This window comes from Streptomyces sp. CB01580 (assembly GCF_001905795.1).
GTDB lineage: Bacteria > Actinomycetota > Actinomycetes > Streptomycetales > Streptomycetaceae > Streptomyces.
Genome location: NZ_LIXJ01000013.1, coordinates 167,653 through 193,856 on the forward strand (window position 1 = coordinate 167,653; position 26,204 = coordinate 193,856).

Below are 26,204 nucleotides of genomic sequence, written 5' to 3' on the forward strand. Positions count from 1 at the left end.
CAATCGATCAGGGGAAGCGCATCAGAGTCGGACAATTGGTGCAGACACGAGTGTGGCTCCAGGAACGTGCACCTGCCTGTCGAGTGGTGATATGGGCAGGGTTAGGCTGCGCCTCATGGACGTACTCATTCATGCCTTGGTCGCCCTGCACATCATCGGGATCGCCTCGCTGCTGGGCGGTTTCCTGACCCAGATGAAGGCCATGGGCGCGGGCACGGCCCGGTTCGTCCCGGCGATGCTGCACGGCGCGCTCACGATGCTGGTCACCGGCGTCGCGCTGGTCGGCCTCCACCAGGCCCAGGGGCACGAGGTGAACAACATCAAGATCGGTGTGAAGCTGCTGATCCTGGTCGTCATCCTCGCGCTCGTCTACATCAAGCGCGACGAGGAGAAGGTCGACAAGGGCGCCTTCGCGGCGGTGGGCGGGCTGACGCTCGCCAACATATTCATCGCCACGCTCTGGGTCTGAGCCCCGATCCCGCCGCGCGAGCCCCCTGGTCGCTCCGTCGCGCGAGCCCCCGACCGTCCTGCCGGGCGAGCCCCTGCGAGTCGTTCCGCAGGGGCTCGCCGCCGTTCCGGGGCCGTACGCGCGGGGCCGGCCGTACGCCTGCGCCGCTGTACGTCTGCGCCGGGCGCACGGCCCGCGGCGGCCCTCGTACGTCCGGTACGAGGACGATCCTCCGCCTTGCGATCGAAGCACCGGATGCCGCACGGACGTTTCTTCGGCCGGACGACGACACTTCGACGAAACGGCCTAGACTCGTTCAGCGATGAGCAGCCTCTTTGACGACAGTTTCCTGGCCGGCCTCCAGCACGCGGAGGAAGGGCCCCCGCCGCCCCCCGAGGAGTCGGCGCCCGAAGACGTGCCGGAGGACCTCTTCGCGGGCGTGTTCGACGGGCCCCCGCCGCCCAGGGACGCGTTCTACCGCGACGGCGCGCCCCGCCCCGTCGTCGATCCCGCGGCGCTCCTCGACGGGCTGAACGAGCAGCAGCGCGCCGCCGTGGTCCACGCGGGCTCGCCCCTGCTCATCGTCGCCGGGGCGGGCTCCGGCAAGACCCGCGTACTGACCCACCGGATCGCCCACCTGCTGGCCACGCGCGGGGTGCACCCCGGGCAGATCCTGGCGATCACCTTCACCAACAAGGCCGCGGGCGAGATGAAGGAGCGCGTCGAGCAGCTCGTCGGCCCGCGCGCCCACGCCATGTGGGTCATGACGTTCCACAGCGCGTGCGTGCGCATCCTGCGCCGCGAGTCGAAGAAGCTCGGTTTCACCTCGTCGTTCTCGATCTACGACGCCGCCGACTCCAAGCGGCTGATGGCCCTGGTCTGCCGCGATCTGGACCTCGACCCGAAGCGCTTCCCGCCGAAGTCGTTCACGGCCAAGGTCTCCAGCCTGAAGAACGAGCTGATCGACGAGGAGACCTTCACGGGCCAGGCCGCGGACGGCTTCGAGAGGACCCTCGCCCAGGCGTACACGATGTACCAGGCGCGGCTGCGCGAGGCCAACGCGCTGGACTTCGACGACATCATCATGACGACGGTCCATCTGCTCCAGGCGTTCCCCGACGTCGCCGAGCACTACCGCCGCCGCTTCCGGTACGTCCTCGTCGACGAGTACCAGGACACCAACCACGCCCAGTACACCCTCGTACGCGAACTGGTCGGCCCGGCGGGCGAAGGCGAAGCCCCCGCCGAGCTGTGCGTCGTCGGTGACGCGGACCAGTCGATCTACGCCTTCCGGGGCGCGACCATCCGCAACATCCTCCAGTTCGAGGAGGACTACCCGGACGCGACCACGATCCTGCTGGAGCAGAACTACCGCTCCACGCAGACCATCCTGTCCGCCGCCAACGCGGTCATCGAGCGCAACGAGAGCCGCCGTCCCAAGAACCTCTGGACGAACGCGGGCACGGGAGCCGGGATCACCGGCTATGTCGCCGACACCGAGCACGACGAGGCGCAGTTCGTCGCCGAGGAGATCGACCGGCTGACCGACGCGGGCGACGCCAGGGCGGGCGACGTCGCGGTCTTCTACCGCACCAACGCGCAGTCCCGTGTCTTCGAGGAGATCTTCATCCGCGTCGGCCTGCCCTACAAGGTCGTCGGCGGGGTGCGCTTCTACGAGCGCAAGGAGGTCCGGGACGTCCTGGCCTACCTCCGGGTCCTCGCCAACCCCGAGGACGCCGTCCCGCTGCGTCGCGTCCTCAACGTGCCCAAGCGCGGCATCGGCGAGCGTGCCGAGGCGATGATCGAAGCCCTGGCACTGCGCGAGAAGATCACGTTCCCGCAGGCGCTGCGCCGGGTCGACGAGGCGTACGGCATGGCGGCCCGGTCGGCCAACGCCGTCAAGCGGTTCAACACGCTGATGGAGGAGCTGCGCACGGTCGTCGAGTCCGGCGTGGGCCCGGCGGTGGTCCTGGAGGCCGTTCTGGAGCGTACGGGCTATCTCGCCGAACTCCAGGCGTCCACCGACCCGCAGGACGAGACCCGCATCGAGAACCTCCAGGAACTCGCCGCCGTCGCCCTTGAGTTCGAGCAGGAGCGGGGCGAGGCGGGCGAGGAGGGCGCGGGCACGCTCGCCGAGTTCCTGGAACGGGTCGCGCTCGTCGCCGACTCCGACCAGATCCCCGACGAGGACGAGGAGGGCTCCGGCGTCATCACGCTGATGACGCTGCACACCGCGAAGGGCCTCGAATTCCCGGTGGTCTTCCTCACCGGCATGGAGGACGGCGTCTTCCCGCACATGCGGGCGCTGGGCCAGACCAAGGAGCTGGAGGAGGAGCGGCGCCTCGCGTACGTCGGCATCACCCGGGCCCGTGAGCGGCTCTACCTGACCCGGGCGGCGATGCGCAGCGCGTGGGGGCAGCCCTCGTACAACCCGCCGTCGCGGTTCCTGGAGGAGATCCCGGACCAGCACCTGGAGTGGAAGCGGACCGGGCCGATGGCCGCCCCGGCCGGGCCGACGTCCGGCATCGGCTCGTCGCTCTCCTCCTCGCTGTCCTCGTCGCGTTCGCGCTCCGGCCCTTCGGGCTTCGCGACCCGGCGGACCTCGGACAAGCCGACGATCTCGCTGGCCGTCGGGGACCGGGTCACGCACGACCAGTTCGGGCTCGGCACGGTGACGGCGGTCGAGGGCGTCGGCGACCAGGCGAAGGCCACGGTCGACTTCGGCGACGACCGCCCGAAGAAGCTGCTGCTTCGGTACGCCCCGGTCGAGAAGCTGTAGCCGGTCGGCCGCCCGGAGGAACCGGGCGGCCGACCGTCAGGACGCCCCGGGGCCGCGGCCCTCCGGGGGCCTGGCGGGACGGGTGGCTCAGGTGGGGTCGACGCCGTGACTGCGGAACCAGGGGAGCGGATCCGTCGGCGTGCCGCCACCGGGCCGTACCTCGAAGTGCAGGTGCGGGCCGGTCGAGTTGCCGGAGTCCCCGGAGTACGCGATGACGTCACCGGCCTTGACCGGGCCCGAGCGGATCTTCGTGGCGCTGAGGTGGCAGTACCAGGTCTCGGTGCCGTCGGCCATGGTGACGATGGCCATGTTCCCGTAGGCGCTGTTCCACTGCGTGCGCACGGTGCCGTCGGTCGCGGCCATCACCGGCGTGCCGGTGAAGACGGGGAAGTCGATGCCCGTGTGCACGGACATCCAGTTGACGCCCCCCTGGCCGAAGTACGCGCTGAGGCCGTGCTGAGCGACCGGCATGACGAACTTGGGGCGCAGCGCCTCCTTGCGGGCGGCTTCCTCCAGGCGCTTCTTCTTCTCGGCGGCCTGGCGTTCCCGCAGGTCGATGCGCTCCTGGGTGCGGCTGGCGCGGTCGGCGAAGTTCTCGGCGTCGGCGCTGAGGTTGGCGAGCTGGGTGTCCAGCTTGCTGTTGGCTACGGCCGGCTTCACGGAGCCAGGGGCCGCGGCCGCCAGCGTCGTCGTGTCGTCCTTCTTGTCCTCGCCGCCCAGGCCGCCGACCGAGGCCGCGGCGATACCGGCCACACTCATCACACAGGCGGAAGGCACGGCGACGGTGAGGAGCGCGGAGCGCTTCGCGGGGGAACGCCGTCGGCTCCGGCCACCGCGCGCGTCGGCGCGGCCGGGGGAGCGGTGGGGGTCGAGCACGATGTCGGCCATGTCGGCGGCGTCGCCCCCGGCCTCGCTCTCCGGGTCGGCGGTCGCCCCGGCCGGCGCATCGGCTGCACCGGTCGGGTCCTCGAACGCGGTGACCGCGGCCATCATGGCGGTGGTGGCGTCGTGGACCGGGTCCCGGTGGGCCGTGGCGGACTCGTCGGCCCGTTCGTGTTCCGCTGCCGCCGGCACCTCGTGCGGCGCCTGCGTGGTGCGCGCGGCGAGACCTTCGTACTCCGGGTCGGGCGCGGCGCCGGTGTTCCAGGCGGTGGCGTCGTACGCGCCGGTGTCGTAGGCGCCCGTGCTGTACGCGGCGGTGCCGGTCGTCGCCCACTGGCCGGTCTCGTACCAGCCGCCGGTGTCCCACTGGCCGGTGACGTCCGGGGCGTCGGCCTGCGACGGGACGTCGGCGAAGGCGGTGGTGGTCATGGTCGTGGTCGCAGCCGTGTCGTGTGCGGCGGCGGACGTCCATGTGGCTGTCGTGTCGTACGTCTGGCCCGGGGCGTAGATCTGCTGCGCCTGCGTGTCGTACGCGGTGTAGGCGTCGTACGCGGCGGTCGGGTGCGCGCCCGTGTCCCACTGCGTGGAGTCGTAGTGGCCGCTGTATCCGGCCTGCTCGGTCTGCCCGGCCTGTCCGGTGCCGTAGCCGCCGTCGGCGTGCGTGCCGTCGTGGCCGCCGGACATGGGGCCGAAGAGCGGATCGATGGCGAAGCTGCCGGTGGCTTGGTTGTCGTATCCGGCATACCCGGCGTGGGGGTGCTGGTCGTTCACCAACTTCTCTCTCGCCTCGGCAGCAGGACCTGTGTTCCGGGGTCCGGCGGGCGGATCCCGGGGGAAGCAGTGGCCGCGACTGTACCCGGCGGTATGCGGCGCGGACAATCTTCGTCGGGTGTGGACGACTCGGGAAAGGGGCAATCGGCCGTCTTTCGACGGGCCGTCCACAGAGCCTTGGCTCTATGTTCGAAGATCGTTCTATTTATGCCGCCCGGGGCTGGATGGGACGTGGCGTTGGGGCGGGGGCAGGGACGGGGCGGGCGTGAGGGCGGGCGCCGGTGTGACGGAGCCGGTCCGGGTCAGGCCACCGGAGCCGTTCCGTCGGATGGAGCTGCCCCGTCGGACCCGGTGGCTTCGGAGATGCCCGATGCCCCCGCGGTCCCCTCCGCCTCAGCCCTCTCCGCAGGCCCCTTTGCGGACTCCTCCGTCGTTTCCCCGGCCGTTTTGTCGGTCGTTCCGTCCGCCGGGCCGCCGGACTCCAGCGCTTGCCGGACCGCCGTGGCGACGGTGGGGTGCGCCGGGAGGGCGAGGTGGCCGACCCCGGTGACCCGTACGTTCAGCGCGTCGAGGTCGGGGTGATCGATACGGGCCGCCTCCGCCGGAACGATCACCCGGTCGATGTCGCTCCAGAAGCTCACGAACCGGGTGCGGCAGCCCGGTGCCGGTCCGCGCAGTTCCTCGATCGGCGCGGAGCCCGTACGCATCTGGCGCACGAGGGGATGGGCGCTGGCCGGCGGGGCGACGGTGGTCCCGCCGTGCGGGGTGCCGAGCGTGACCAGGGTGCGGACCCGCTGGTCACCGCCCAGACATTGCACGTAGTAGCGGGCGATCAGACCGCCGAGGCCATGCCCGACTATGTCGACCTCGCGGTGTCCGGTGCGGGTGCAGATCTCCTCGACGTGCCGGCCGAGCAGTTCGGCGGCGGTACGGAGGTCGCAGGTCAGCAGCGAGTAGTTGAGCGACTCCAGATGGCGCCGGCCGTGCCGGGCGAGGGTGCGGCGCAGGAGGACGAAGACCGAACGGTGGCCGATGAAGCCGTGCAGGAGGACGACGGGAGTCCGGTCATCACTCCCGGCACCGTCACTGTTTCCGTTCCGGCTTCTGCCACGGCTTCTGCTTCTGCCCCGGCCTCCGCCTTCGCCTCTGCCTCCGCCTTCGGCGAGGAAGGGCAGGACTTTCATGGCCGACCTCCTCCTGCTGCGGCGAGCGGGGGGAAGCGGCTGCGGCCCCGCGGGCCCTCATGGGAAGCCGTGGGGGAGCGGTGCCCGGGTCCGGACCCGATGAGGGCCGTACCACCGTGCCGCGCGGCTGGGGGCGCGGTGGTACGGCGACCTCGTAGCGGCTCCCCCGGCGGACGTTTCCGCGACGGCAGGCCTGCCGCATCACGTGGGAACGGCGCCAGGCGAACATGTCCCACGTGTGATTTCCCCCTCCCCGCACACCGCGAAACGACGGGTTGCGGGATGCTGTCGATAACGTTCGTTCACATCCCCGGCCCTTCAGGCACGGGAGACGCATGTGGAGGCAGTGATGGGTGTGACAGGTCCGATCCGTGTGGTGGTGGCCAAGCCGGGCCTGGACGGCCATGACCGTGGAGCCAAGGTGATCGCGAGGGCGCTGCGCGACGCCGGTATGGAGGTCATCTACACCGGGCTCCACCAGACGCCCGAACAGATCGTGGACACCGCGATCCAGGAGGACGCCGACGCGATCGGCCTCTCGATCCTCTCCGGCGCCCACAACACGCTCTTCGCCAAGGTGATCGAGCTGTTGAAGGAACGCGAGGCGGAGGACATCAAGGTCTTCGGCGGCGGCATCATCCCGGAGGCGGACATCGCGCCGCTGAAGGAACAGGGCGTCGCGGAGATCTTCACCCCGGGCGCCACGACGGCCTCGATCGTCGACTGGGTCAACGCCAACGTCAGGCACCCCGCGGACGCCTGAGCACGCTGCGAGGCAGCGGGCCGCCCGGCCCGCCCGGAACGGATCGCCTGCTCCGCACGGCATCGCGACGTGCGCCCGTGGAGGCGCGGTACGGGCCTGCGGCGATGGCTCCGCACGGTCGGGCGGGTACGGCGGTGTGGCCGCACACCCGGTTCGGCGACGGCCGGTATGGGCATGCGGTCGTGCGGCTTCGGGCCCGCCCGGGCCCGGCAGTCTGAGAGGTCGGGCCCGGTCGGGGCGAGGGGAACCAGTTGGCATCAGGTCGCCCACCTGCCGACCGGGCAGGCGGAACCGGTCGGTCATCCGGTCGGTCGCCCGGCCGGCCGGGCGACCGGACACGTCGTGGCCGTACCGCCGGTCAGGAGTCCCGTGCCGCCGTTGAGCCCGACAGCAGCTCCGACTCCATCGCCGCGCGCAGTCGAAGCGTGGAGACCAGGCGCTGGAACGCCTCCGACCAGTAGCCGTTGGCGCCCGGAGACGCGTCCTCCGGTTCGTCCTGGGGCGTGGTGAGGACTTCCAGGCGGTCCGCCTCGGCCGGGTTCAGACAGCGTTCGGCGAGTCCCATCACGCCGCTGAAACTCCACGGATAGCTGCCCGCGTCCCGCGCGATGTCCAGGGCATCGACGACCGAGCGGCCGAGCGGTTCGGCCCAGGGTACGGGGCAGGCCCCGAGCAGCTGGAACGCCTCCGACAGCCCGTGCGCGGCGATGAAGTCGGCGACCCACGCGCTGCGTTCGGCCGCCGGAAATATGGCGAGGAGCTTCGACCGCTCGGCGAGCGACGCCGTGCCGGGGCCGTTCGACGGAGGGACGGAAGGGGCGCCGAGCAGTGCGCGGGCCCACTCCGGATCCCGCTGACGCACCGCCGCCCGGCACCACGCCGCGTGCAGCTCCTCGGCCCAGCCGTCGGCCACCGGCAGGGCGACGATCTCCCGTGCGGTGCGCCCGCCGAACCGGGCCGACCAGGCGGTCAGGGGGGCGGACTCCACCAACTGCCCCAACCACCACGACCGTTCACCCCGACCGGCCGGCGGAACCGCCATCACGCCGTCGCGCTCCATCGCGGCGTCGCATTCGTGCGGGGCCTCCACGGCGACGCGGGCGTCGTCGCCCGTGACGTCCGGGCTCACGAACGACAGCGCACGGCCCGCCATCCGGCCGGCGAACGCCGACTCCGGCAGCGCGGAGAGCAGTTCGGCGGCGGTGGAGCGGACGTTCCGGCTGCGGTCGGAGAGCGCCCGCTCCAGGAAGGGCTCGTCCACCGGGGACAGCCCGGTGCGCAAGGAGTCGAGGAACATCAGCCGGTCCTCGGCCCGTTCGGTGGTCCAGGTGCCGGAGAGCAGCGCGAGCGCCTCGGCCGGGTCATGCGCCCGTACGGCCCCGAGCAGGGCGACCCGTTCGGCGAACAGCCCTTCCTCCCACAGCCGGGCGACCGCGTCCCGGTCCGTGACGTCGGGCAGTGCCGAGCCGCCGGACGAGCCGCGCAGCGCGAACCTCCACTCGGGGTTCAGCCCGGCCAGCCACAGCCCGCGCGGCCCGGCGAAGGCGAGCGCCTGCGGCCGCAGATCGGTACGGGACCTGGCCGCGTCCAGCAGTTGAGGGAGCAGCACGGCAGGGGCGCGGAAGCCGCGCCGGTTGGCGATGGCCAGCCACTGGGGGATCAGTTCGGTGAGATCGGGCGCCGTGCCGCGTCGGCCGCCCGAAGCGCCCGGCGCCGACCGGTCCGCGAGCAACTGGGCCAGTCTGCGCCGCGCGGCCGGGGGCAGCGGCGGCCGGGGGTCGACCGGGGACGGGACGGGTCGGGCAGCCGCAGGGGCGGGCAGCAGTCCCGCCCGGCGCCGTACGGTCAGGATCGCCGCGGCGTCCAGCAACTCGGCCGGTCCGCCACCCTGCCGTGCGGGCCGTCGGTCGGTGCCGAGCAACGCCGACGTGACGAGCTCATCCCACGGCTCGGGCCTGGTGGTACGAGGCATTGGTCCTCCTCGGACGTCGAATCGGATGCCATCGGAAGTCGTCGGAAGCTGTGGGAAGCCATTGGATGTCAGATGAGCGGAACGATCTCGACACCCCCACTTCCGACGCTTCCGGCACCGTGGTGTTCCGTGCCGCCGGTGTCGGCTCCGACGGACCGGGGCACGCCCGGGGCCGCTCCCGTACGCGTACCCGCCGATCCCTCCGTACACGCCGTTCCGTCCGGGTCCGCCGCCCCGGCCCCGTCCCCGGCCGTGGCCCAGGCCGCCAGCGGGTCGAAGCCGCGGTGGCCGCACTCGCCGAAGACGGTGACCGGCGCGCCGCCGGAGAGCGCGACCAGTTTCCACAGCCCGGGCCGGGCCCGCGCCGACGGAGCGACGGGCAGGGCGCCGTCGCCCGCCGCGTCGACCAGCTGCCAGCCCTCCGGACCGGACGGCACCGGTATCACCTCGCGCAGGGTCGTCGGCCAGGAGTCCAGCCACGGATCGTGCCGCAGGGCGCCTCCGTAGGCGGCGATCGCGTCCCCGGTCGTACCGCCCACGGGCGGCGTACCGGCCGGTGACGGGAGGCCGAACCGCTGCCCCGGCTCGGCCCGCAGCCGACCGGCGCCGGGATACGGCGTGATCTCGGCGTCGACCGTGGTGCCCACCGGCAGCGAGAGCTCGGGCGAACGCCCGGCCGCCCCGAAGGAGAGCAGCAGTGCGGTACGTCCCGACTCCCTTCCGTACAGCCAGACGCGGCGCGTGACGAGTCTGCCGTCCGGGGTGTCGTACTGGGCGAGGACCAGCCAGCGGTCCCGGACCGGTGGGCCCGAGGCGGGGACGTTCAGCCCCACGCGCGTACGGACCGTGGCCGCCAGCGGTTCCGGCAGCCGGTCGATCCCCAGCCAGGCCCGGTCCAGCAGATGCAGCAGCGCGCACTCCTCCAGCAGCCGCCCCGGCCAGCCCGGCCCCGACGCCGGTACGGCACCCAACTCCCGGGCCCGCGCGGCCAGTCCGGGCGCCTGGGCATCGACCATGCGCGCCGCCGTCTCCTCCCACAGCCCGTACCCCGACTGGTCGGCCGCGGCCAGGCCGCCCCGCAGCAGGTCGGCCAACCGCTGTTCCAACTCCTGGGCGCCGCCGGTGATCCGCTCCGCCCGGCGCTCGGCCCGCCGCCGAGCGGACTCCGGATCGGCCGGACCCGCCGCGGCCCCGTTCGCCTCCCCCTCCTTCTCCGCCGCCCGCCCACGGCGGGCCGTCAGCCACTCACCGGCCCAGCCGGGCGCCTCGCCCAGGGGCAGGGCCGACTCGCCGGCCGCCCGGACCAGCAGCAGACCCAGCGCGTGCTTGCACGGGAACTTCCGACTGGGGCAACTGCATCCGTACGCCGGGCCGGTGGTGTCGACGACCGTTCGATACGGCTCGCTCCCGCTGCCCGCGCACAGCCCCCACACCGCACCCGAATCGTCGCGTCCGCTCCCCGACCACGACCCGGACGAACCGAGTCCGCTCCCCGCCGTGCGCGACGACGCGTCAGGAGCCAGCGCCAGGACCTGCTCCACCGTCCACCGCACGGCCGGGGCAGCCGTGCGCGAAGGTTCACCCCCGTGAGATAGCAGCATGGGAACGACGGTAGAGCGCCCCACTGACAATCGGTCCGACCTGCTGATTCGGTAGTGCGCACACCACGTGACCCGAACCGTTCTCCGCGATTGGCCGCGGGCTCCGGGCGCATGGACGGATGCCCGGACAAATTGGGCGTGGGTGAATGCATGAACAGAGAAATGGACCCGCGGCCGCCGACGCACAGGCCGCCGACGGGCGAGCGGCCGCAGACGTACCGGCCGGGATGCGCGAATCGGCCTCCGACCTGCGACGGGGGCCGATTGTCAGTGCCATGGTGCACGGTGGGAACCGCAACAGGTCGACCGATCTGGAGGGGGACCCATGACCGTGTCCGAAACCGCCGCTGCCTCCGCTGCTGCCACCGCCGACGTTGCGACACAGGCCCTGCGCCCGCACGCCGAGGACGCCTTCGCCCATGAGCTGAAGGCCCTCGTCGCGGCCGACGACCGTCCCAGGCCCGCCCGTTGGCAGTTGTCCCCCTGGGCCGTCTCCACCTATCTCCTCGGCGGCACCCTGCCCGACGGCACGGTGATCACCCCCAAGTACGTCGGTCCGCGTCGCCTGGTCGAGGTCGCCGTGACCACACTCGCCACCGACCGGGCCCTGCTGCTCCTCGGCGTCCCCGGCACCGCCAAGACGTGGGTCTCCGAGCATCTCGCGGCCGCCGTCAGCGGCGACTCGACACTGCTCGTCCAGGGCACGGCGGGCACCCCCGAGGAAGCCGTCCGCTACGGCTGGAACTACGCGCGACTGCTCGCGCACGGCCCCAGCAGGGAAGCGCTGGTGCCGAGTCCGCTGATGCGCGCCATGGCCGAGGGCATGACCGCGCGCGTCGAGGAACTCACCCGCATCCCCGCCGACGTGCAGGACTCGCTGATCACGATCCTGTCGGAGAAGACCCTCCCCATCCCCGAACTGGGACAGGAGGTCCAGGCGGTCCGCGGCTTCAACGTCATCGCCACGGCCAACGACCGCGACCGAGGGGTCAACGAACTGTCCAGCGCCCTGCGCCGCCGGTTCAACACGGTCGTCCTGCCGCTGCCCGCCACACCGGACGAGGAGGTCGACATCGTGTCCCGGCGGGTCGACCAGATCGGGCGCTCGCTCGACCTGCCGTCCGGGACCGACGGACTGGCCGAGATCCGACGCGTCGTCACCGTCTTCCGCGAGCTGCGCGACGGAGTCACCACGGACGGACGCACCAAGCTCAAGTCCCCGACCGGGACGCTGTCGACGGCCGAGGCGATCTCCGTCGTCACCAACGGACTGGCGCTGGCCACCCACTTCGGCGACGGGGTGCTGCGCCCCGGCGACGTGGCGGCGGGCATCCTCGGCGCGGTCGTCCGGGACCCGGCGGCCGACCGCGTGGTCTGGCAGGAGTATCTGGAGACGGTGGTACGGGAACGGGACGGGTGGAAGGACTTCTACCGCGCCTGCCGCGAGGTGTCCGCATGACCCGGACCGCAGGACCGGGCGGCCCCCTTCTGCTGGGGGTGCGCCATCACGGGCCGGGCTCGGCCCGCGCCGTCCGCGCGGCCCTGGAGGCAGCACGTCCGCGGGCCGTCCTGGTCGAGGGTCCGCCGGAAGGGGACCCGCTGCTTCCGCTGGCCGCCGACGAACGGATGCGTCCGCCGGTCGCGTTGCTGGCCCACGCCGTCGACGACCCGGGGCAGGCGACGTTCTGGCCGCTGGCCGCGTTCTCCCCCGAATGGGTCGCGATCCGTTGGGCCCTGGCGCACGACGTGCCGGTCCGCTTCATCGACCTTCCCGCCGCGAACTCCCTGGCCCTCGCGAGGGCGGCCGAGCAGCGGGCGGCCGGGGAGGAGGAGACGGCCGGGGGAGGAGACACCGACCGCGGTGGGGAGGAAGGGCCGAGTGCCGCCGGTTCGTCCGGGCGTGCCCCCGTCGACCCCGTCCGCGTGCTCGCGCGGACCGCCGGCCACGACGACCCGGAGCGCTGGTGGGAGGACGTCGTCGAGCACCGCATCCAGGACGGCGACCCCGACCCGATGGCCCCCTTCGCCGCGCTCGCCGAGGCGATGACGGCTCTGCGCGAGGTGTACGGGGACGGTGACCACCCCCGCGACACGGTTCGCGAGGCACACATGCGCATTCAACTGCGCAAGGCGCGAAAGGAGTTCGGAGACGACATCGCGGTCGTCTGCGGTGCCTGGCACGTCCCCGCGCTCGCCACGAGGACCACGCTCGCCGCCGACAGGGCCGTGCTCAAGGGGCTGCCCAAGGTCAGGACCGAGCTGACCTGGGTGCCCTGGTCGCATCGCAGGCTGGCCCGGAACAGCGGATACGGGGCGGGCATCGACTCGCCCGGCTGGTACGGACACCTCTTCGACGCGGCCGACCGCCCGATCGAGCGGTGGATGACCAAGGTCGCCGGACTCCTGCGCGACGAGGGCCGGTTCGTGTCGTCCGCCCATGTCATCGAGGCCGTCCGGCTCGCCGAGTCGCTCGCCGCCGTGCGTGGCCGCCCGCTCGCCGGGCTGAGCGAGACGACGGACGCGGTCAGAGCCGTGATGTGCGACGGCTCCGACGTCCCGCTGGCACTCGTACGGGACCGGCTGGTCGTCGGTGAATCCCTCGGCGAGGTGCCCGACACCGCCCCCGCCGTACCGCTGCAACGCAACCTCACCCGTCAGCAGCGTTCCCTCCGGCTCAAACCGGAGGCGCAGGAACGGGAGTTGGAGCTCGACCTGCGCAGGAACACCGACGCGGCACGGAGTCGACTGCTGCACCGGCTGCGGATCCTCGCCGTCGACTGGGGCGAGCTCACGACCGGCCGCGCGAGCACCGGCACGTTCCGCGAGAGCTGGCGGCTGCGCTGGGAACCCGAGCTGTACGTGCGGGTGGCCGAGGCCGGGACGTGGGGCACCACCGTGCTCTCCGCCGCGACGGCCAAGGCAGGCTCCCGGGCCGCTTCCGCCGCCTCCCTCGCCGACATCACCGCCCTCGCCGAGCACTGCCTGCTCGCGGAACTGCCGGACGCCCTGCCCGTGGTGATGCGGGCCCTCGCCGACCGCGCCGCGCTCGACGCCGACGTCGGCCGGCTCGCCGACGCCCTGCCCGCACTGGCCCGCACCCTGCGCTACGGCGACGTGCGGTCCACGGACACCGGGGCGCTCGGCGAGGTCGCCGCCGGGCTGGCGGAGCGCGTCTGCGTCGGCCTGCCGGCGGCGTGCACCGGACTCGACGCCGACGGCGCCGCCGAGATGCGCCGCCGGATGGACGGCGTGCACACCGCGATCGGACTGCTCGGCGGGGCCGTTGCCGCGCGTTCCGAAGCGGACGGGCTGCGCGGGCGCTGGACCGCCGTACTGCACCGGCTCGCCGCCCGGGACACCGTCGCGGGCATCATCAGGGGACGCGCGGCCCGCCTGCTGCTCGACGAGGGGCGGATCGCGGAGGACGACGCGGCGCGGCTGATGGGTCTGGCGCTCTCTCCCGGCACGCCGTCCGCCGAGGCGGCGGCCTGGATCGAGGGGTTCGTCGGCGGGGCGGGCGGCGGAATGCTCCTCGTCCACGACGCACGGCTGCTCGGGCTGGTCGACGCCTGGATCACCGGCGTCCCGGCCGACTCCTTCGCCGACGTACTGCCCCTGCTGCGTCGTACCTTCTCGGCCTACGAGGCCGGGGTGCTGCGCACGCTGGGCGAACTCGTGAGGCGTGGTCCGGCCGCGGGTGGGGCGGCTGCCGATGCCACCGGTGCCGGTACGGGCGCCGGGGTGGTGACCCCCGGCTTCGGGCCCGGGCTCGACGCGGCGCGGGCCGAGGCCGTGGAGCCGGTTCTGCGTCTCCTGCTCGGCACCACCACCGGCGCGACCGCCGAAGCCGAGCCCGAAGCCCGAGCCGAAGCCGATACGGGCACCGGCACGACCGCCGACACCGCTACCCCGACCGGCACCGGCACGACCGCCGACACGGGTCCGGGCGCCGGCACCGGTACCCGCACCGGCCCGGCTGCGGTCCCCGCTGCGCGGCCGGGCGGAGGCGGCCCGGACGACAGGAGCCGAACCGTCGAGGAATCACTGGCCGAACAACCCCTGGGGGCGACGGGATGACCACGAACACGGCAGGCACCACGACCCACCCGCCCCACGACATCCGGTCCGACACGTCGACGGCCGACGAGCGACTGCGCCGCTGGCGGCTGGTGCTGGGCGGGGACGGCGAGGAGGGCACCGGGCGCGGCCTCACCGGCCGCGACGCCGCGATGGACGGGGCGCTGACCGCGTTGTACGGCGGCGGTGCCGGGGCGGGAGGCCGGGACGGGAACAGCCGCTCGGCCGGGCTCGGGGACTCCGCCCCGTCCGTGGCCCGCTGGCTCGGTGACATCCGCACATACTTCCCCAGCTCCGTCGTCCAGATCATGCAGCGGGACGCCATCGAACGGCTCGGCCTCTCCGCGCTGCTCCTCGAACCGGAGATGCTGGAGGCCGTCGAGGCCGACGTCCACCTCGTCGGAACGCTCCTCTCGCTCGGCAGGGCCATGCCCGAGACGACGAAGGAGACCGCGCGGGCCGTCGTGCGCAAGGTCGTCGACGACCTGGAGAAACGGCTCGCGACCCGCACCCGTGCCACCCTCGCCGGCGCGCTGGACCGCTCGACGAGGAACGAACGCCCCCGGCACCAAGACATCGACTGGGACCGCACGATCCGGGCCAACCTCAAGAACTATCTTCCCGAGTACGGCACCGTCGTCCCCGAACGGCTCATCGGGTACGGGCGGGCCGCACGGTCCGTGAGGAAGGACGTCGTCCTCTGCGTCGACCAGTCGGGGTCGATGGCGGCCTCCGTCGTCCACGCCGCCGTCTTCGGCGCGGTCCTCGCCTCCATGCGCACGCTGCGCACCAGGCTCGTCGTCTTCGACACGGCCGTCGTCGACCTCACCGACCAGTTGGACGACCCCGTCGACGTGCTGTTCGGGACGCGGCTCGGCGGCGGTACCGACATCAACCGCGCGCTCGCGTACTGCCAGTCCAGGATCACCCGCCCCGCCGACACCGTCGTCGTGCTCATCAGCGATCTCTACGAGGGCGGCATACGCGACGAGATGCTGAAGCGGGTCGCCGCGATGAAGGCGTCCGGGGTGCAGTTCGTGGCCCTGCTGGCGCTGTCGGACGAGGGCGCGCCCGCCTACGACCACGACCACGCGGCGGCCCTCGCGGCCCTGGGCGCACCGGCGTTCGCCTGCACGCCGGACCTCTTCCCCGAGGTGATGGCCGCGGCGATCGAGAAGAGACCGATACCCGTACCGGACAGGGAGGCCCCCCGTGCCCGCGACCTCCGGACGGCACCCTGAGCCCGTCCCGGGAGCCCTGCCACATCGGCCACCACTCCGTCCACCGCGCCCCGGCCACCCGCCGGATCTGTGACCGTAATCACCGCGCAGGTGTGATCTGCGATTTAGGGTCACGCGGAGCGCGGGGATAACCTGCGAGATGGACATGCCGCGTACACCGGGTCACCCTGTGCGCCTTCCTCGTGACAGAGCAGTCGCATTTGCCCCTCGCGGCACGCCCACGCAGAAAACGAACCGCGAGACCACTGATTAAGGGACGGACGCGCGTGGACCTGTTCGAGTACCAGGCGAGGGACCTCTTCGCCAAGCACGGTGTACCGGTGCTGGCCGGTGAAGTCATCGACACGCCTGAGGCAGCCCGCGAGGCGACCGAGCGGCTGGGCGGCAAGTCGGTCGTCAAGGCGCAGGTGAAGGTCGGAGGCCGCGGCAAGGCCGGCGGCGTCAAGCTGGCCTCCACCCCCGACGAGGCGGTCGCCCGCGCGACCGACATTCTCGGCATGGACATCAAGGGCCACACGGTCCACAAGGTGATGATCGCCGAGACCGCGCCCGAGATCGTCGAGGAGTACTACGTCTCGTACCTCCTCGACCGCACCAACCGCACCTTCCTGGCCATGGCCTCGGTGCAGGGCGGCATGGACATCGAGGAGGTCGCGGAGAAGACCCCCGAGGCCCTCGCGAAGGTCCCGGTCGACTCCAACACCGGCGTCACCATCGAGAAGGCCCGCGAGATCGTCGCCCAGGCGAAGTTCCCCGCCGAGGTCGCCGAGCAGGTCGCCGAGGTCATGGTGACCCTGTGGAAGACCTTCGTCGCCGAGGACGCGCTCCTCGTCGAGGTCAACCCGCTCGCCAAGGTCGCCTCCGGCGACATCCTGGCGCTGGACGGCAAGGTCTCGCTCGACGACAACGCCGACTTCCGTCAGCCCGAGCACGAGGCGCTGGAGGACAAGGCCGCGGCCAACCCGCTGGAGGCCGCCGCCAAGGCCAAGAACCTCAACTACGTCAAGCTCGACGGCGAGGTCGGCATCATCGGCAACGGCGCCGGTCTGGTCATGTCGACCCTGGACGTCGTCGCTTACGCCGGTGAGAAGCACGGCGACGTGAAGCCCGCCAACTTCCTCGACATCGGTGGCGGCGCCTCCGCCGAGGTCATGGCGAACGGCCTGGAGATCATCCTCGGCGACCCGGACGTCAAGTCCGTCTTCGTCAACGTCTTCGGTGGCATCACCGCGTGCGACGAGGTCGCCAACGGCATCGTCCAGGCGCTCGAACTGCTCAAGTCCAAGGGCGAGGACGTCACCAAGCCGCTGGTCGTGCGCCTCGACGGCAACAACGCGGAGCTGGGTCGCAGGATCCTCTCCGACGCCAACCACCCGCTCGTGCAGCGCGTGGACACCATGGACGGCGCGGCCGACAAGGCCGCCGAGCTCGCCGCGGCTGCTGCGAAGTAAGGGACGAGGGACTCCAACACCATGGCAATCTTCCTCACCAAGGACAGCAAGGTCATCGTCCAGGGGATGACCGGTGCCACCGGTATGAAGCACACCAAGCTCATGCTCGGCGACGGCACGAACATCGTCGGTGGCGTGAACCCGCGCAAGGCGGGCACGTCGGTCGACTTCGACGGCACCGAGGTACCCGTGTTCGGCACGGTCGCCGAGGCGATGGAGAAGACCGGCGCGAACGTGTCGGTGCTCTTCGTGCCGCCGGCCTTCGCCAAGGCCGCCGTGGTCGAGGCGATCGACGCCGAGATCCCGCTCGCCGTCGTGATCACCGAGGGCATCGCCGTCCACGACTCCGCCGCCTTCTGGGCGTACGCGAGCTCGAAGGGCAACAAGACCCGGATCATCGGCCCGAACTGCCCCGGCCTGATCACCCCCGGCCAGTCCAACGCCGGCATCATCCCGGGCGACATCACCAAGCCCGGCCGCATCGGTCTCGTGTCCAAGTCCGGCACGCTGACCTACCAGATGATGTACGAGCTCCGTGACATCGGCTTCTCGTCCGCCGTCGGCATCGGTGGCGACCCGGTCATCGGTACGACGCACATCGACGCCCTCGCCGCGTTCGAGGCCGACCCCGACACCGACCTGATCGTGATGATCGGCGAGATCGGCGGCGACGCCGAGGAGCGCGCTGCCGACTTCATCAAGGCCAACGTCACCAAGCCGGTCGTCGGTTACGTCGCGGGCTTCACCGCCCCCGAGGGCAAGACCATGGGCCACGCCGGCGCCATCGTCTCCGGCTCCTCCGGCACCGCGCAGGCGAAGAAGGAGGCCTTGGAGGCCGCCGGCGTCAAGGTCGGCAAGACGCCGACCGAGACCGCCAAGCTCGCGCGCGGGATCCTCGGCGCCTGACCGTCGTTCCGACCGGGGCGGCACGCCCCGGCGCGGCACCGCACAGACGGCGCGGGCCCGCACCCCTGACCAGGGGTGCGGGCCCGCGCCGTTTTCGTTCCGCCGCAGGACCGCCCGTGCACGCGGCTCCGTGACAGCTCGTATGCCCGGCCTCCGTGGCGGTCGGGGAAGGCCCCGTGACGGGCGGGAAGGCGGTCAGTCGGCCCGGGGGGTCGGTCGGGCGGGCCCCTGGACGAGTTCGCCGTACAGCCGTGTGCGCAGCTTCAGATCCTGCGGGGGCGGCGGTTGCGGACCGAATCGCGGCGGCGCCTCCTCCACCCGGTGGGCCGGGGACTCCGCGGGCTCGTACCGGTCCGGCAACGTGACCAGGGCGAACAGCGCCAGACCGATCAGCAGCGCCGCGAAGGAGAAGACCACCCCGGTCCACCACCGCGCCCGGCGCTCGCTGCCGGTACGGACCGCGTCGGGCGTGGGGAGCGCGGCGGACGCCTCGGGGTGCCCCCGGGCGAGCACGCCGATCCGTTCACGCAGGAGGGCCGACCGTTCGGCGGTGGACGAGGGTTCCGCCAGTTCGGGCAGCCGCTCGACGACCGCGGCACGCGCGTTCATCAGCCTGCTCGCCGTCGCCGGGGTACTGGCCTCCGTCTCCGCCGCGGTCTCCGGCAGGGCCAGGCCGACGGCGTCGTGAAGCACGAGCGTGCGCCGGTAGGACGGGGGCAGCGCGAGCAGCGCGTCGAGCAGCGCCCGTTCACCGGGCTCCTCGGGCGGCGGGTCGACGGCGCGGTGCGCGAGGCGCAGCCGGTGCCACGGCGACAGCGCGTACTCGTACGCCGCCGCCCGCACCCAGCCGACCGGGTCGCGGTCCACCGCGACCTCGGGCCAACGCTCCCAGGCCAGTGCGAAGGCCCGCGCGACGGACTCGCGGGAGCGTCCTCGGCGCCCGGTCAGCAGGAACGTCTGGTGGAAGAGGGCGGTCGAGCAGTGCGCGTACAGGGCGTCGAACGCCTCGACCGCCGCCTCGGACACATCGCACAGCTCGACGGAACCACGATCCCCTTCCTCGGATCCGGCAGCTCCGGATCCGGCGGGCCCGACCCCGGCAGGCCCGGACCCGCCGGTGGGCCTTGGCCCGCTGGGCGCGGGCACGGATCCGGCAGGCAGGGGCAGGGATTTGGCAGGCGCGGGCACGGATCCGGCAGGCGCGGGCACGGTGGGCAGGAAGGGTGGTTCAGGGGTGTCGCGGGGGCGCCCGGCCGGCGTCATGAACGGGCCCTCGTGGGCCTGCGCCGAGTCATTGAGTACATAAACGTATATTGAGCGACACAGCGGCCGTTCTCCCGTTACACGAAATAGGCGCGTGTCGTTGGCAGCATGATGACGTGACCCAAGTGACCGGAGGCAGCCCGCCGTTGTCGGCGGAACAAACCGCGGAACAGGCCGTGAGGCGGACCGCGGAACAGACCGGGAGAAAGACCGAGGGGCCGGTCGGCGTGCGGGCGGCGGAACGATCCGTACGACGCAGCCGCTCCGCCGTACTGGTCTTCACCTTCCTGCGCGGAGGGCTCGCGGCCGGGCTGGGCCTCGGCGCGCTCACCGTGCTCGTCATGGTGCTGTGGATCAGTTCCCCGAGCCCCGACGACGGGCCCTCCGGAGCCCTTCACACGGCGGCCGGGCTCTGGCTGCTCGCCCATGGCGCGGAGCTGATCAGGACCGACACGCTCGACGGGATCCCGGCCCCGGTCGGTCTCGTCCCCCTGCTGCCGGCCGTACTGCCGCTGTGGCTGGTGCACCGTGCGGCCCGGGACGTCCTGGAGGCCCGGGAGGGGCGCGCGGCGCCTTCGGCGTCGGCCGCGTTCGGCCTGGTCACGGGCGGGTACGCGGTGGTCATGGCGGCGGTCGCGTTCTATGTGCGAGGCGGTTCGCCGTCCGTGGGCATGGTGTCGCTGCTCTTTCCTGCGGCCGTGGTGGTGGCTGCTGCCGCGGCGGCCGGTGTGTGGACGGCGCACGGGCACCCGGTCGGTCCGCTCCCGCCCCGGGTGCCGATGCGTATCCGTGCGACGCTGGCGCGCTCCCGGGTCCGGGAACGCGCCGCGACGGTGTGGCGGTCCGCCGCGGCGGGCGTGATGACGCTGCTGGGCGGTGGGGCGCTGCTCGTCGCCGTGGCGCTGGTCTGGCACGCCGACGCGGCTCAGCAGTCGTTCGTCCAGCTCGTCGGCGGCTGGGTGGACCGGGGCGCGGTGCTGCTGCTGGCGCTGGTCCTGGTGCCGAACGCGGCGGTGTGGGCCGCCGCGTACGGGCTCGGCCCGGGTTTCGCGCTCGGTACGGCGTCCACGGTCACCCCGCTCGCCTTCTCGGGGCCCCCGGCGCTGCCGGTCTTCCCGTTGCTGGCCGCGGTGCCGGAGCAGGGGGAGGGGACGTGGCCGAACTGGGCGGCCGCGGCGGTGCCGGTCGCCGCCGGGGTGGTGGTCGCCCGGTTCACGGTACGAAGCGCCGTCCCCGTCCACGACACGGGTGACGGCGGGGACGGCGCAGACGCGGGCGGAGGAAGAAGCGGCGGAGACGTGGGCAGGGGCGGGCCGGGGGAGGCGTGGAGCGCGGGCGGGACGGCGCTGACGGCCACGCTCGGGGCCCTGGGGTGCGGGTTGCTGATGGCCGTGCTGGCCGCCGCCGCGGGCGGGCCGCTCGGCACCCGCGCGCTCGCGGAGTTCGGCCCGGTGTGGTGGCTGACGGGTGCGGCGGCTGCGGCGTGGACGATGGTGCTGGCCGTTCCCGGGGCGCTGTTGCTGCGGGCCTGGCGGCTGCGCGGACGGAACGGCGGACGGGGACGGGGCCGTCGCCGGAACGCGGCCGGAGTAGCGGAGGAGACGGCGCGAACGGGTCGGACGGCGCGCAGCGCGGACCGGACGGCGGGGGCGGCGGGGACGGAGGGAGCGGCGAGCAGGCCCGTCGGTCAGGGACCCGCCGAGGCACCCGTTCCGCCGACGCGCCCGAGAAAGGCACGGACCGGCCGGGGCTCCGCGAGGGTGTCCACGCCACGCGGGGCGGTGACCGTCGGTGGGGCGGAGGGGATCGAGGACGACGACGCGGAGCCGTACGACTTCCTGCCGACCGACCCCTGGCACGCGCGGACGGCCCGGCGTACGGAAGGAGACGCCGGGCCGTCGGGGAAGCCGTGAGACGGGCCGCCGACGGAGGGGACGGCCGGTCCTCGGATCCGAAGAACGTTCGGTCCTCGGTGAAGGACGGTCAGTTCTTGATGCCGAAGATGGGCTCCAGCGGCTTGGGCAGCAGATCGTTGCAGGCGAGCTGGCCCGACTTGGTCAGGGCGTCGTTCACGCAGGTGTAGTAGTCGCGGTAGACCAGCTGCACCGTGAACGTCGTCGCGACGACCGAGAGCGCGAGCAGGGCCGTCACCAGACCGCTGAGCGCGGCCGTGGTCTGCTGGCGGCCGTAGCTCGGGGCGGGAGAGCCGGGAGCGGACCCGGCCGCCGGGACGTGCCCGGTGCCGGACCCCTGGAGGGGGCCGGTGGCCGGTGCGCCGGAGGGCGCGGCCGGGCGGGACGCTCCGGCGTCGCCCGGCGCGGAGGGGTCCTTCGGCTTGTTACGGAGCGCGCTGATCGACCAGTACACGGCGAGCGCGCCGAGCAGCAGAGCGATCTCCGGGAAGTCGAACAGCGCGAAGAAGAACGCCCACATGCCGCCGAGCAGTGCGTAGCGCGCTCGGCGCTGGGCCGGGTCGGTCGGGTCCCAGCGCAGTCCGCCGGGCTTGCCCTCGGGATTGCCAGGACCGTTCGGGCCGCCCGGGCCCCCGGACCGTCCGCCGAAACCGCCGCTCTGTCGGCCGGGCTGCCGATTGCTCCACTGGCTGCCCCAGGCCGGCCGGTCGACGGGGGAGCCTCCCTTGGGTGATTGGCCGCCCTCGCCCCCGTTCCCGCCGCGTCCGTCGCCGTGGCCGCCGTTCTCCCGGCCGTCGTCGGCGTCCGAGGGGTTACGGGGCTGCCAGGGCCGGTCGGGACGGTTCTCGGGCGGTGCAGCGAACGGATTGTCGTCGGCGGGACCGGAGGACCCTTGAGAACGCGCGGAACCGGGGGCGCCTGCGACATCCGGGGAGGACGGGGAGGAGTCGGCGGAGGACCGGTGCTCCCGCAGCAACGGCGAGCCCGGCTCGGGCAACGGCCGCGACGACGTTCCGATCCACACCGAGGACGCTCCGATCGACGGCGAGAACGCTCCGAACGACGGCTGCGGCAACAGTGAGGCCGGCCCGGGCAACGGCTGCGACGAGTGGTGGAAGGCGGTGCGGCGGCGTCGGTCCGTCATGTGGTGAACGTCTTCCCCATCTCGTCATTTCCGTCCTGCGGACGGATCCCTGTCCCCTGACGCTACCTCCCGGCCAGGAGGGGCCGAAAGCTGGGAGTGGCCGCGCCGAGCGGCCGGACGGTGGCCCTCGGCCCGCCCGGGGCCCACCCCGGGCCCCGCGGTGGCCGATATGCGACGGATGCGCGGTCCATCACCCCGTCCCGAGGGGGCTCGCACGGCTCCCGGTATCGTTGCTGACGGTCGACCGTTCGTAGAGTTCCCCGTATCGAGGGGCGCGATTCTTTCGTACGACCATACAAATTCAGTGTCACTTGCTCCATGCCGCCTGATTCATCGTCGCCTGCTTCATCACGCGAGAAAGGGCCCAGCCGTGGCCTCCCCGCCCCCTTCCGCCGCACCGGCCCGCCTGGTCGTGCTGGTCTCCGGCTCCGGAACGAACCTCCAAGCACTGCTCGACGCCATCGGTGACGACCCCGAGGGCTTCGGCGCGCGGGTCGTCGCGGTCGGAGCCGACCGCGACGGCATCGTCGGTCTGGAGCGGGCGGAGCGCGCCGGGCTGCCGACCTTCGTGTGCCGGGTCAAGGACCACGCCACGCGCGAGGAGTGGGACGCGGCGCTCGCCGCCGCGACCGCCGAGCACCACCCGGATCTCGTGGTGTCGGCGGGATTCATGAAGATCGTGGGCAAGGAGTTCCTCGCCCGGTTCGGCGGCCGGTTCATCAACACCCACCCCGCCCTGCTCCCCAGCTTTCCCGGTGCCCACGGGGTGCGCGACGCGCTCGCGTACGGCGTGAAGGTCACCGGGTGCACCGTCCACTTCGTCGACGACGGGGTCGACACCGGTCCGATCATCGCGCAGGGCGTGGTCGAGGTGACCGAAGAGGACACGGCGGAGGGCGAAGCGGCCCTCCATGAACGCATCAAGAAAGTCGAGCGCAAGCTGCTCGTCGAGGCCGTACGGCGGCTCGCCCGCGACGGCTATCGCATTGAGGGACGAAAGGTTCATCTCGGTCATGTCGGTGAATAAGCCCATCCGCCGCGCCCTGGTCAGTGTCTACGAGAAGACGGGGCTCGAAGACCTCGCCCGCGGTCTGCACGAGGCGGGTGTCGAGCTCGTCTCCACCGGCTCCACCGCCGGGCGGATCGCCGCCGCCGGGGTGCCCGTCACCAAGGTCGAGGAGCTGACCGGCTTCCCCGAGTGCCTCGACGGCCGCGTCAAGACGCTGCACCCGCGCGTCCACGCCGGCATCCTCGCGGACCTGCGCCTGGACGCCCACCGCGAGCAGCTCGCCGAGCTGGGCGTGGAACCGTTCGACCTCGTCGTCGTCAACCTGTACCCGTTCAAGGAGACGGTCGCCTCCGGCGCCTCCGCCGACGAGTGCGTGGAGCAGATCGACATCGGCGGCCCGTCCATGGTCCGCGCCGCCGCCAAGAACCACCCGTCGGTCGCCGTGGTCACCAGCCCCGAGCGGTACGCCGACGTCCTCGCCGCCGTCAAGGCGGGCGGCTTCGACCTCGCCGCCCGCAAGCGCCTGGCCGCCGAGGCGTTCCAGCACACCGCCGCGTACGACGTCGCCGTCGCCTCCTGGTTCGCCGCCGACTACGCCGCCGCCGACGACTCGGGCTTCCCGGACTTCTTCGGTACGACGTACGAGCGCGCGAACGTCCTGCGGTACGGCGAGAACCCGCACCAGCCCGCCGCGCTCTACACCTCCGGCACCGGTGGCCTGGCCGAGGCGGAGCAGCTGCACGGCAAGGAGATGTCGTACAACAACTACACGGACACCGACGCCGCGCGCCGGGCCGCGTACGACCACGCCGAGCCGTGCGTCGCGATCATCAAGCACGCCAACCCGTGCGGCATCGCGATCGCCGACGATGTCGCCGAGGCGCACCGCAAGGCGCACGCCTGCGACCCGCTGTCGGCCTTCGGCGGGGTCATCGCCGTCAACCGTCCGGTGACCGTGGCCATGGCCGAGCAGGTCGCGGAGATCTTCACCGAGGTCATCGTCGCCCCGGCGTACGAGGACGGCGCGGTCGAGGTCCTGGCCCGCAAGAAGAACATCCGCGTGCTGCGCTGCCCCGACGCCCCGACCGCCCCGGTCGAGGTCAAGCCGATCGACGGCGGCGCGCTGCTCCAGGTCACCGACCGCCTCCAGGCCGAGGGCGACGACCCGGCCAACTGGACCCTGGCCACCGGTGAGGCGCTTTCCGGGGACGAGCTGAAGGAACTCGCCTTCGCGTGGAAGGCGTGCCGCGCGGTCAAGTCCAACGCGATCCTGCTCGCCAAGGGCGGCGCCTCGGTGGGTGTCGGCATGGGACAGGTCAACCGGGTCGACTCCGCGAAGCTGGCCGTGGAGCGGGCGGGCGAGGAGCGCGCACGGGGCTCGTACGCGGCCTCCGACGCGTTCTTCCCGTTCCCGGACGGTCTGGAGATCCTGACCGCCGCCGGTGTGAAGGCCGTGGTCCAGCCGGGCGGATCAGTCCGTGACGAGCTGGTCGTCGAGGCCGCGACGAAGGCGGGCGTGACGATGTACTTCACGGGCACGCGCCACTTCTTCCACTGAGCTTTGTCGTTCGGGGCCGGGTAGTTCGTGTGTCGCTGGAAGCCGCGTTCCCGCCGAGTGCGGGGGCGCGGCTGCGTCGCGAGTTGCGCAGGAAGTTCCACGGGGTGTACCTGCCGTCTTCGAGCCCGAGCGCTGCAGCGACGCCAGGGACATTTCGCTATCTGATCAATGTGGCGGTGGTGGCGTCCTGCCTTGGGCGGGAATGGCGATGAGCCTTCGAATTCTCGCCAGGGTGAGGGGGTCGAGGAATGATCGGTTCCTGCGGCCTCTTTTCATTCCAGACATGACGATCGACGCAGCGAGGAAGGTGTGGGTCGGCATAGCCCAGCCCGGACGGTGAGGCAGCGACAAATGCTTGACTCAAGGCGTTCGAGGGAATTTTCCGGAAAGCTGAAGCCCGCGCTCTCGGGGAGAGCGCGGGCTTCAAGGAAATGTTCAGAAACTCGTGCTGCTTGGCCGACCGTATTGGGGGCCGGCGGCAACAAGCGATCTTGCGATCAGCTTTAGTTGTCGTTGACCCAGTTGTAGGCCTTGCACGCGGAATCTTGACCGTCCTTGTATCTGCAGAACAAGAACCCAATCTTGGTGTTCTCGGGCAGATCGTACTTTCCTCCGTTGGCCGCAGTCTTTCCTGTGCAATTTCCCTTACCGCCGACGGATATGGTATAGCGAAGTGTGTTGTATACGCCGCCTGTGTATACGTGGAGACGGACGGCATGCCCGTCGGCCTTGGAGTCGCAAATTCCGACCTTGTCACCGTTCTCTGTGAATGTGCCTGCGCCGCTGTACCCGACGATGCTCCCGTAAGGGTCGCCCGTGAACATGCCGTGATTCACGGTAGCTGCTGCGGCCTGCCCCGTGAATCCGGCCGCAAGTGCGGCCGTTGCTGTGGCTACGCCAAGAAACCTGCGAATCTTCAAGGAAATCCCCCAGTTCAAGCATGTGGCATCGAAGCGATGTCACCATTTGGCTCAAGAGTAGTAGTGCGATCGTTCGAATGTCCAGGTTTTTAGTACTGGAAATCAGCCATTAGTGGCCGATTGGCGCCAGGGTGGCTAGATTGCTGTGCTTAGTGGCACATGTGCAGATTGTGGCGGTTTAGATAATGCGAGTAGTTTCTTTATGAAGCGGTGCGGATCCGTGAGGGTTGGGTTGCGGAGTGGAAGGTGCTGGATCTGTCCGAAGCTTCAATTCGATCTCGATATTTTATTTCTGAGACCTCTAGTGTCTCGTGATCTGGTT

General features: G+C 71.9%; 18 protein-coding genes. 11 read left to right on the forward strand and 7 right to left on the reverse strand.

Features of this window, described 5'->3' with window-relative positions:
• The first annotated feature begins 115 nt into the window (after positions 1-115).
• Together AMK22_RS20350 and pcrA are read left to right on the forward strand one after the other, a co-directional pair.
• Positions 116-469 (forward strand): hypothetical protein, encoded by a 354-nt coding sequence (locus AMK22_RS20350; RefSeq protein WP_073786942.1) that lies wholly within the window; start codon positions 116-118, stop codon positions 467-469.
• 301 nt (positions 470-770) lie between these two features.
• On the forward strand, positions 771-3,227 hold the full coding sequence (pcrA, locus tag AMK22_RS20355; protein ID WP_073786944.1) for a DNA helicase PcrA: 2,457 nt from the start codon (positions 771-773) through the stop codon (positions 3,225-3,227).
• An 87-nt stretch (positions 3,228-3,314) separates the two neighbouring features.
• Here pcrA and AMK22_RS20360 read toward each other — a convergent pair whose 3' ends face one another.
• Together AMK22_RS20360 and AMK22_RS20365 are read right to left on the reverse strand one after the other, a co-directional pair.
• Positions 3,315-4,880, reverse strand: coding sequence for a M23 family metallopeptidase (locus AMK22_RS20360; RefSeq protein WP_073786946.1), 1,566 nt, complete (start codon positions 4,878-4,880; stop codon positions 3,315-3,317).
• Positions 4,881-5,182: 302 nt separating this feature from the next.
• Positions 5,183-6,064, reverse strand: coding sequence for an esterase/lipase family protein (locus AMK22_RS20365; RefSeq protein ID WP_242434061.1), 882 nt, complete (start codon positions 6,062-6,064; stop codon positions 5,183-5,185).
• Positions 6,065-6,413: 349 nt separating this feature from the next.
• Between AMK22_RS20365 and AMK22_RS20370 the strand changes: the two genes are divergently transcribed.
• The gene (locus tag AMK22_RS20370; protein WP_073786948.1) at positions 6,414-6,827 is read left to right on the forward strand and encodes a cobalamin B12-binding domain-containing protein; all 414 of its coding nucleotides are present in this window, start codon (positions 6,414-6,416) and stop codon (positions 6,825-6,827) included.
• A 358-nt stretch (positions 6,828-7,185) separates the two neighbouring features.
• Here AMK22_RS20370 and AMK22_RS20375 read toward each other — a convergent pair whose 3' ends face one another.
• Both AMK22_RS20375 and AMK22_RS20380 read right to left on the reverse strand, forming a co-directional pair.
• A complete protein-coding gene (locus AMK22_RS20375) occupies positions 7,186-8,799 on the reverse strand; it encodes a DUF5691 domain-containing protein (protein ID WP_073786950.1) in 1,614 nt (537 codons plus the stop codon).
• Between the two features lie 68 nt (positions 8,800-8,867).
• Positions 8,868-10,400 (reverse strand): SWIM zinc finger family protein, encoded by a 1,533-nt coding sequence (locus tag AMK22_RS20380; RefSeq protein ID WP_079186293.1) that lies wholly within the window; start codon positions 10,398-10,400, stop codon positions 8,868-8,870.
• Between the two features lie 325 nt (positions 10,401-10,725).
• On the opposite strand from AMK22_RS20380, the gene AMK22_RS20385 reads away from it, so the two are divergent.
• From AMK22_RS20385 to sucD, 5 genes are all read left to right on the forward strand, one after another.
• Positions 10,726-11,859: an ATP-binding protein gene (locus tag AMK22_RS20385; RefSeq protein WP_073786952.1), complete on the forward strand. Its 1,134-nt coding sequence runs from the start codon at positions 10,726-10,728 to the stop codon at positions 11,857-11,859.
• On the forward strand, positions 11,856-14,477 hold the full coding sequence (locus AMK22_RS20390; protein ID WP_242434062.1) for a DUF5682 family protein: 2,622 nt from the start codon (positions 11,856-11,858) through the stop codon (positions 14,475-14,477). Before AMK22_RS20385 ends, AMK22_RS20390 begins: the two co-directional genes overlap by 4 nt.
• Entirely contained in the window at positions 14,474-15,718 is a 1,245-nt protein-coding gene (locus AMK22_RS20395) for a VWA domain-containing protein (RefSeq protein WP_073786954.1), read from the forward strand. Before AMK22_RS20390 ends, AMK22_RS20395 begins: the two co-directional genes overlap by 4 nt.
• A gap of 266 nt (positions 15,719-15,984) precedes the next feature.
• Entirely contained in the window at positions 15,985-17,169 is a 1,185-nt protein-coding gene (gene sucC / locus AMK22_RS20400) for an ADP-forming succinate--CoA ligase subunit beta (protein WP_073786956.1), read from the forward strand.
• A 21-nt stretch (positions 17,170-17,190) separates the two neighbouring features.
• Positions 17,191-18,075, forward strand: coding sequence for a succinate--CoA ligase subunit alpha (gene sucD / locus AMK22_RS20405; RefSeq protein ID WP_073786957.1), 885 nt, complete (start codon positions 17,191-17,193; stop codon positions 18,073-18,075).
• A 195-nt stretch (positions 18,076-18,270) separates the two neighbouring features.
• Here sucD and AMK22_RS38505 read toward each other — a convergent pair whose 3' ends face one another.
• Complete coding sequence (locus AMK22_RS38505; protein WP_073786958.1) at positions 18,271-19,101, reverse strand: sigma factor-like helix-turn-helix DNA-binding protein; 831 nt, start codon at positions 19,099-19,101, stop codon at positions 18,271-18,273.
• Between the two features lie 353 nt (positions 19,102-19,454).
• Between AMK22_RS38505 and AMK22_RS20415 the strand changes: the two genes are divergently transcribed.
• Complete coding sequence (locus tag AMK22_RS20415) at positions 19,455-21,251, forward strand: cell division protein PerM (protein ID WP_338014179.1); 1,797 nt, start codon at positions 19,455-19,457, stop codon at positions 21,249-21,251.
• Between the two features lie 70 nt (positions 21,252-21,321).
• Here the strand turns inward: AMK22_RS20415 and AMK22_RS20420 are convergent, their stop codons facing one another.
• On the reverse strand, positions 21,322-22,395 hold the full coding sequence (locus AMK22_RS20420; protein ID WP_242434063.1) for a hypothetical protein: 1,074 nt from the start codon (positions 22,393-22,395) through the stop codon (positions 21,322-21,324).
• A gap of 370 nt (positions 22,396-22,765) precedes the next feature.
• Here AMK22_RS20420 and purN point away from each other — a divergent pair, with 370 nt between their 5' ends.
• Positions 22,766-23,422 (forward strand): phosphoribosylglycinamide formyltransferase, encoded by a 657-nt coding sequence (purN, locus tag AMK22_RS20425; RefSeq protein ID WP_073786959.1) that lies wholly within the window; start codon positions 22,766-22,768, stop codon positions 23,420-23,422.
• Positions 23,409-24,962: a bifunctional phosphoribosylaminoimidazolecarboxamide formyltransferase/IMP cyclohydrolase gene (gene purH, locus AMK22_RS20430; RefSeq protein WP_073786960.1), complete on the forward strand. Its 1,554-nt coding sequence runs from the start codon at positions 23,409-23,411 to the stop codon at positions 24,960-24,962. Before purN ends, purH begins: the two co-directional genes overlap by 14 nt.
• A 503-nt stretch (positions 24,963-25,465) precedes the next feature.
• Here purH and AMK22_RS39210 read toward each other — a convergent pair.
• Positions 25,466-25,882, reverse strand: coding sequence for a hypothetical protein (locus tag AMK22_RS39210; protein ID WP_143203588.1), 417 nt, complete (start codon positions 25,880-25,882; stop codon positions 25,466-25,468).
• Between the last annotated feature and the right edge of the window lie 322 nt (positions 25,883-26,204).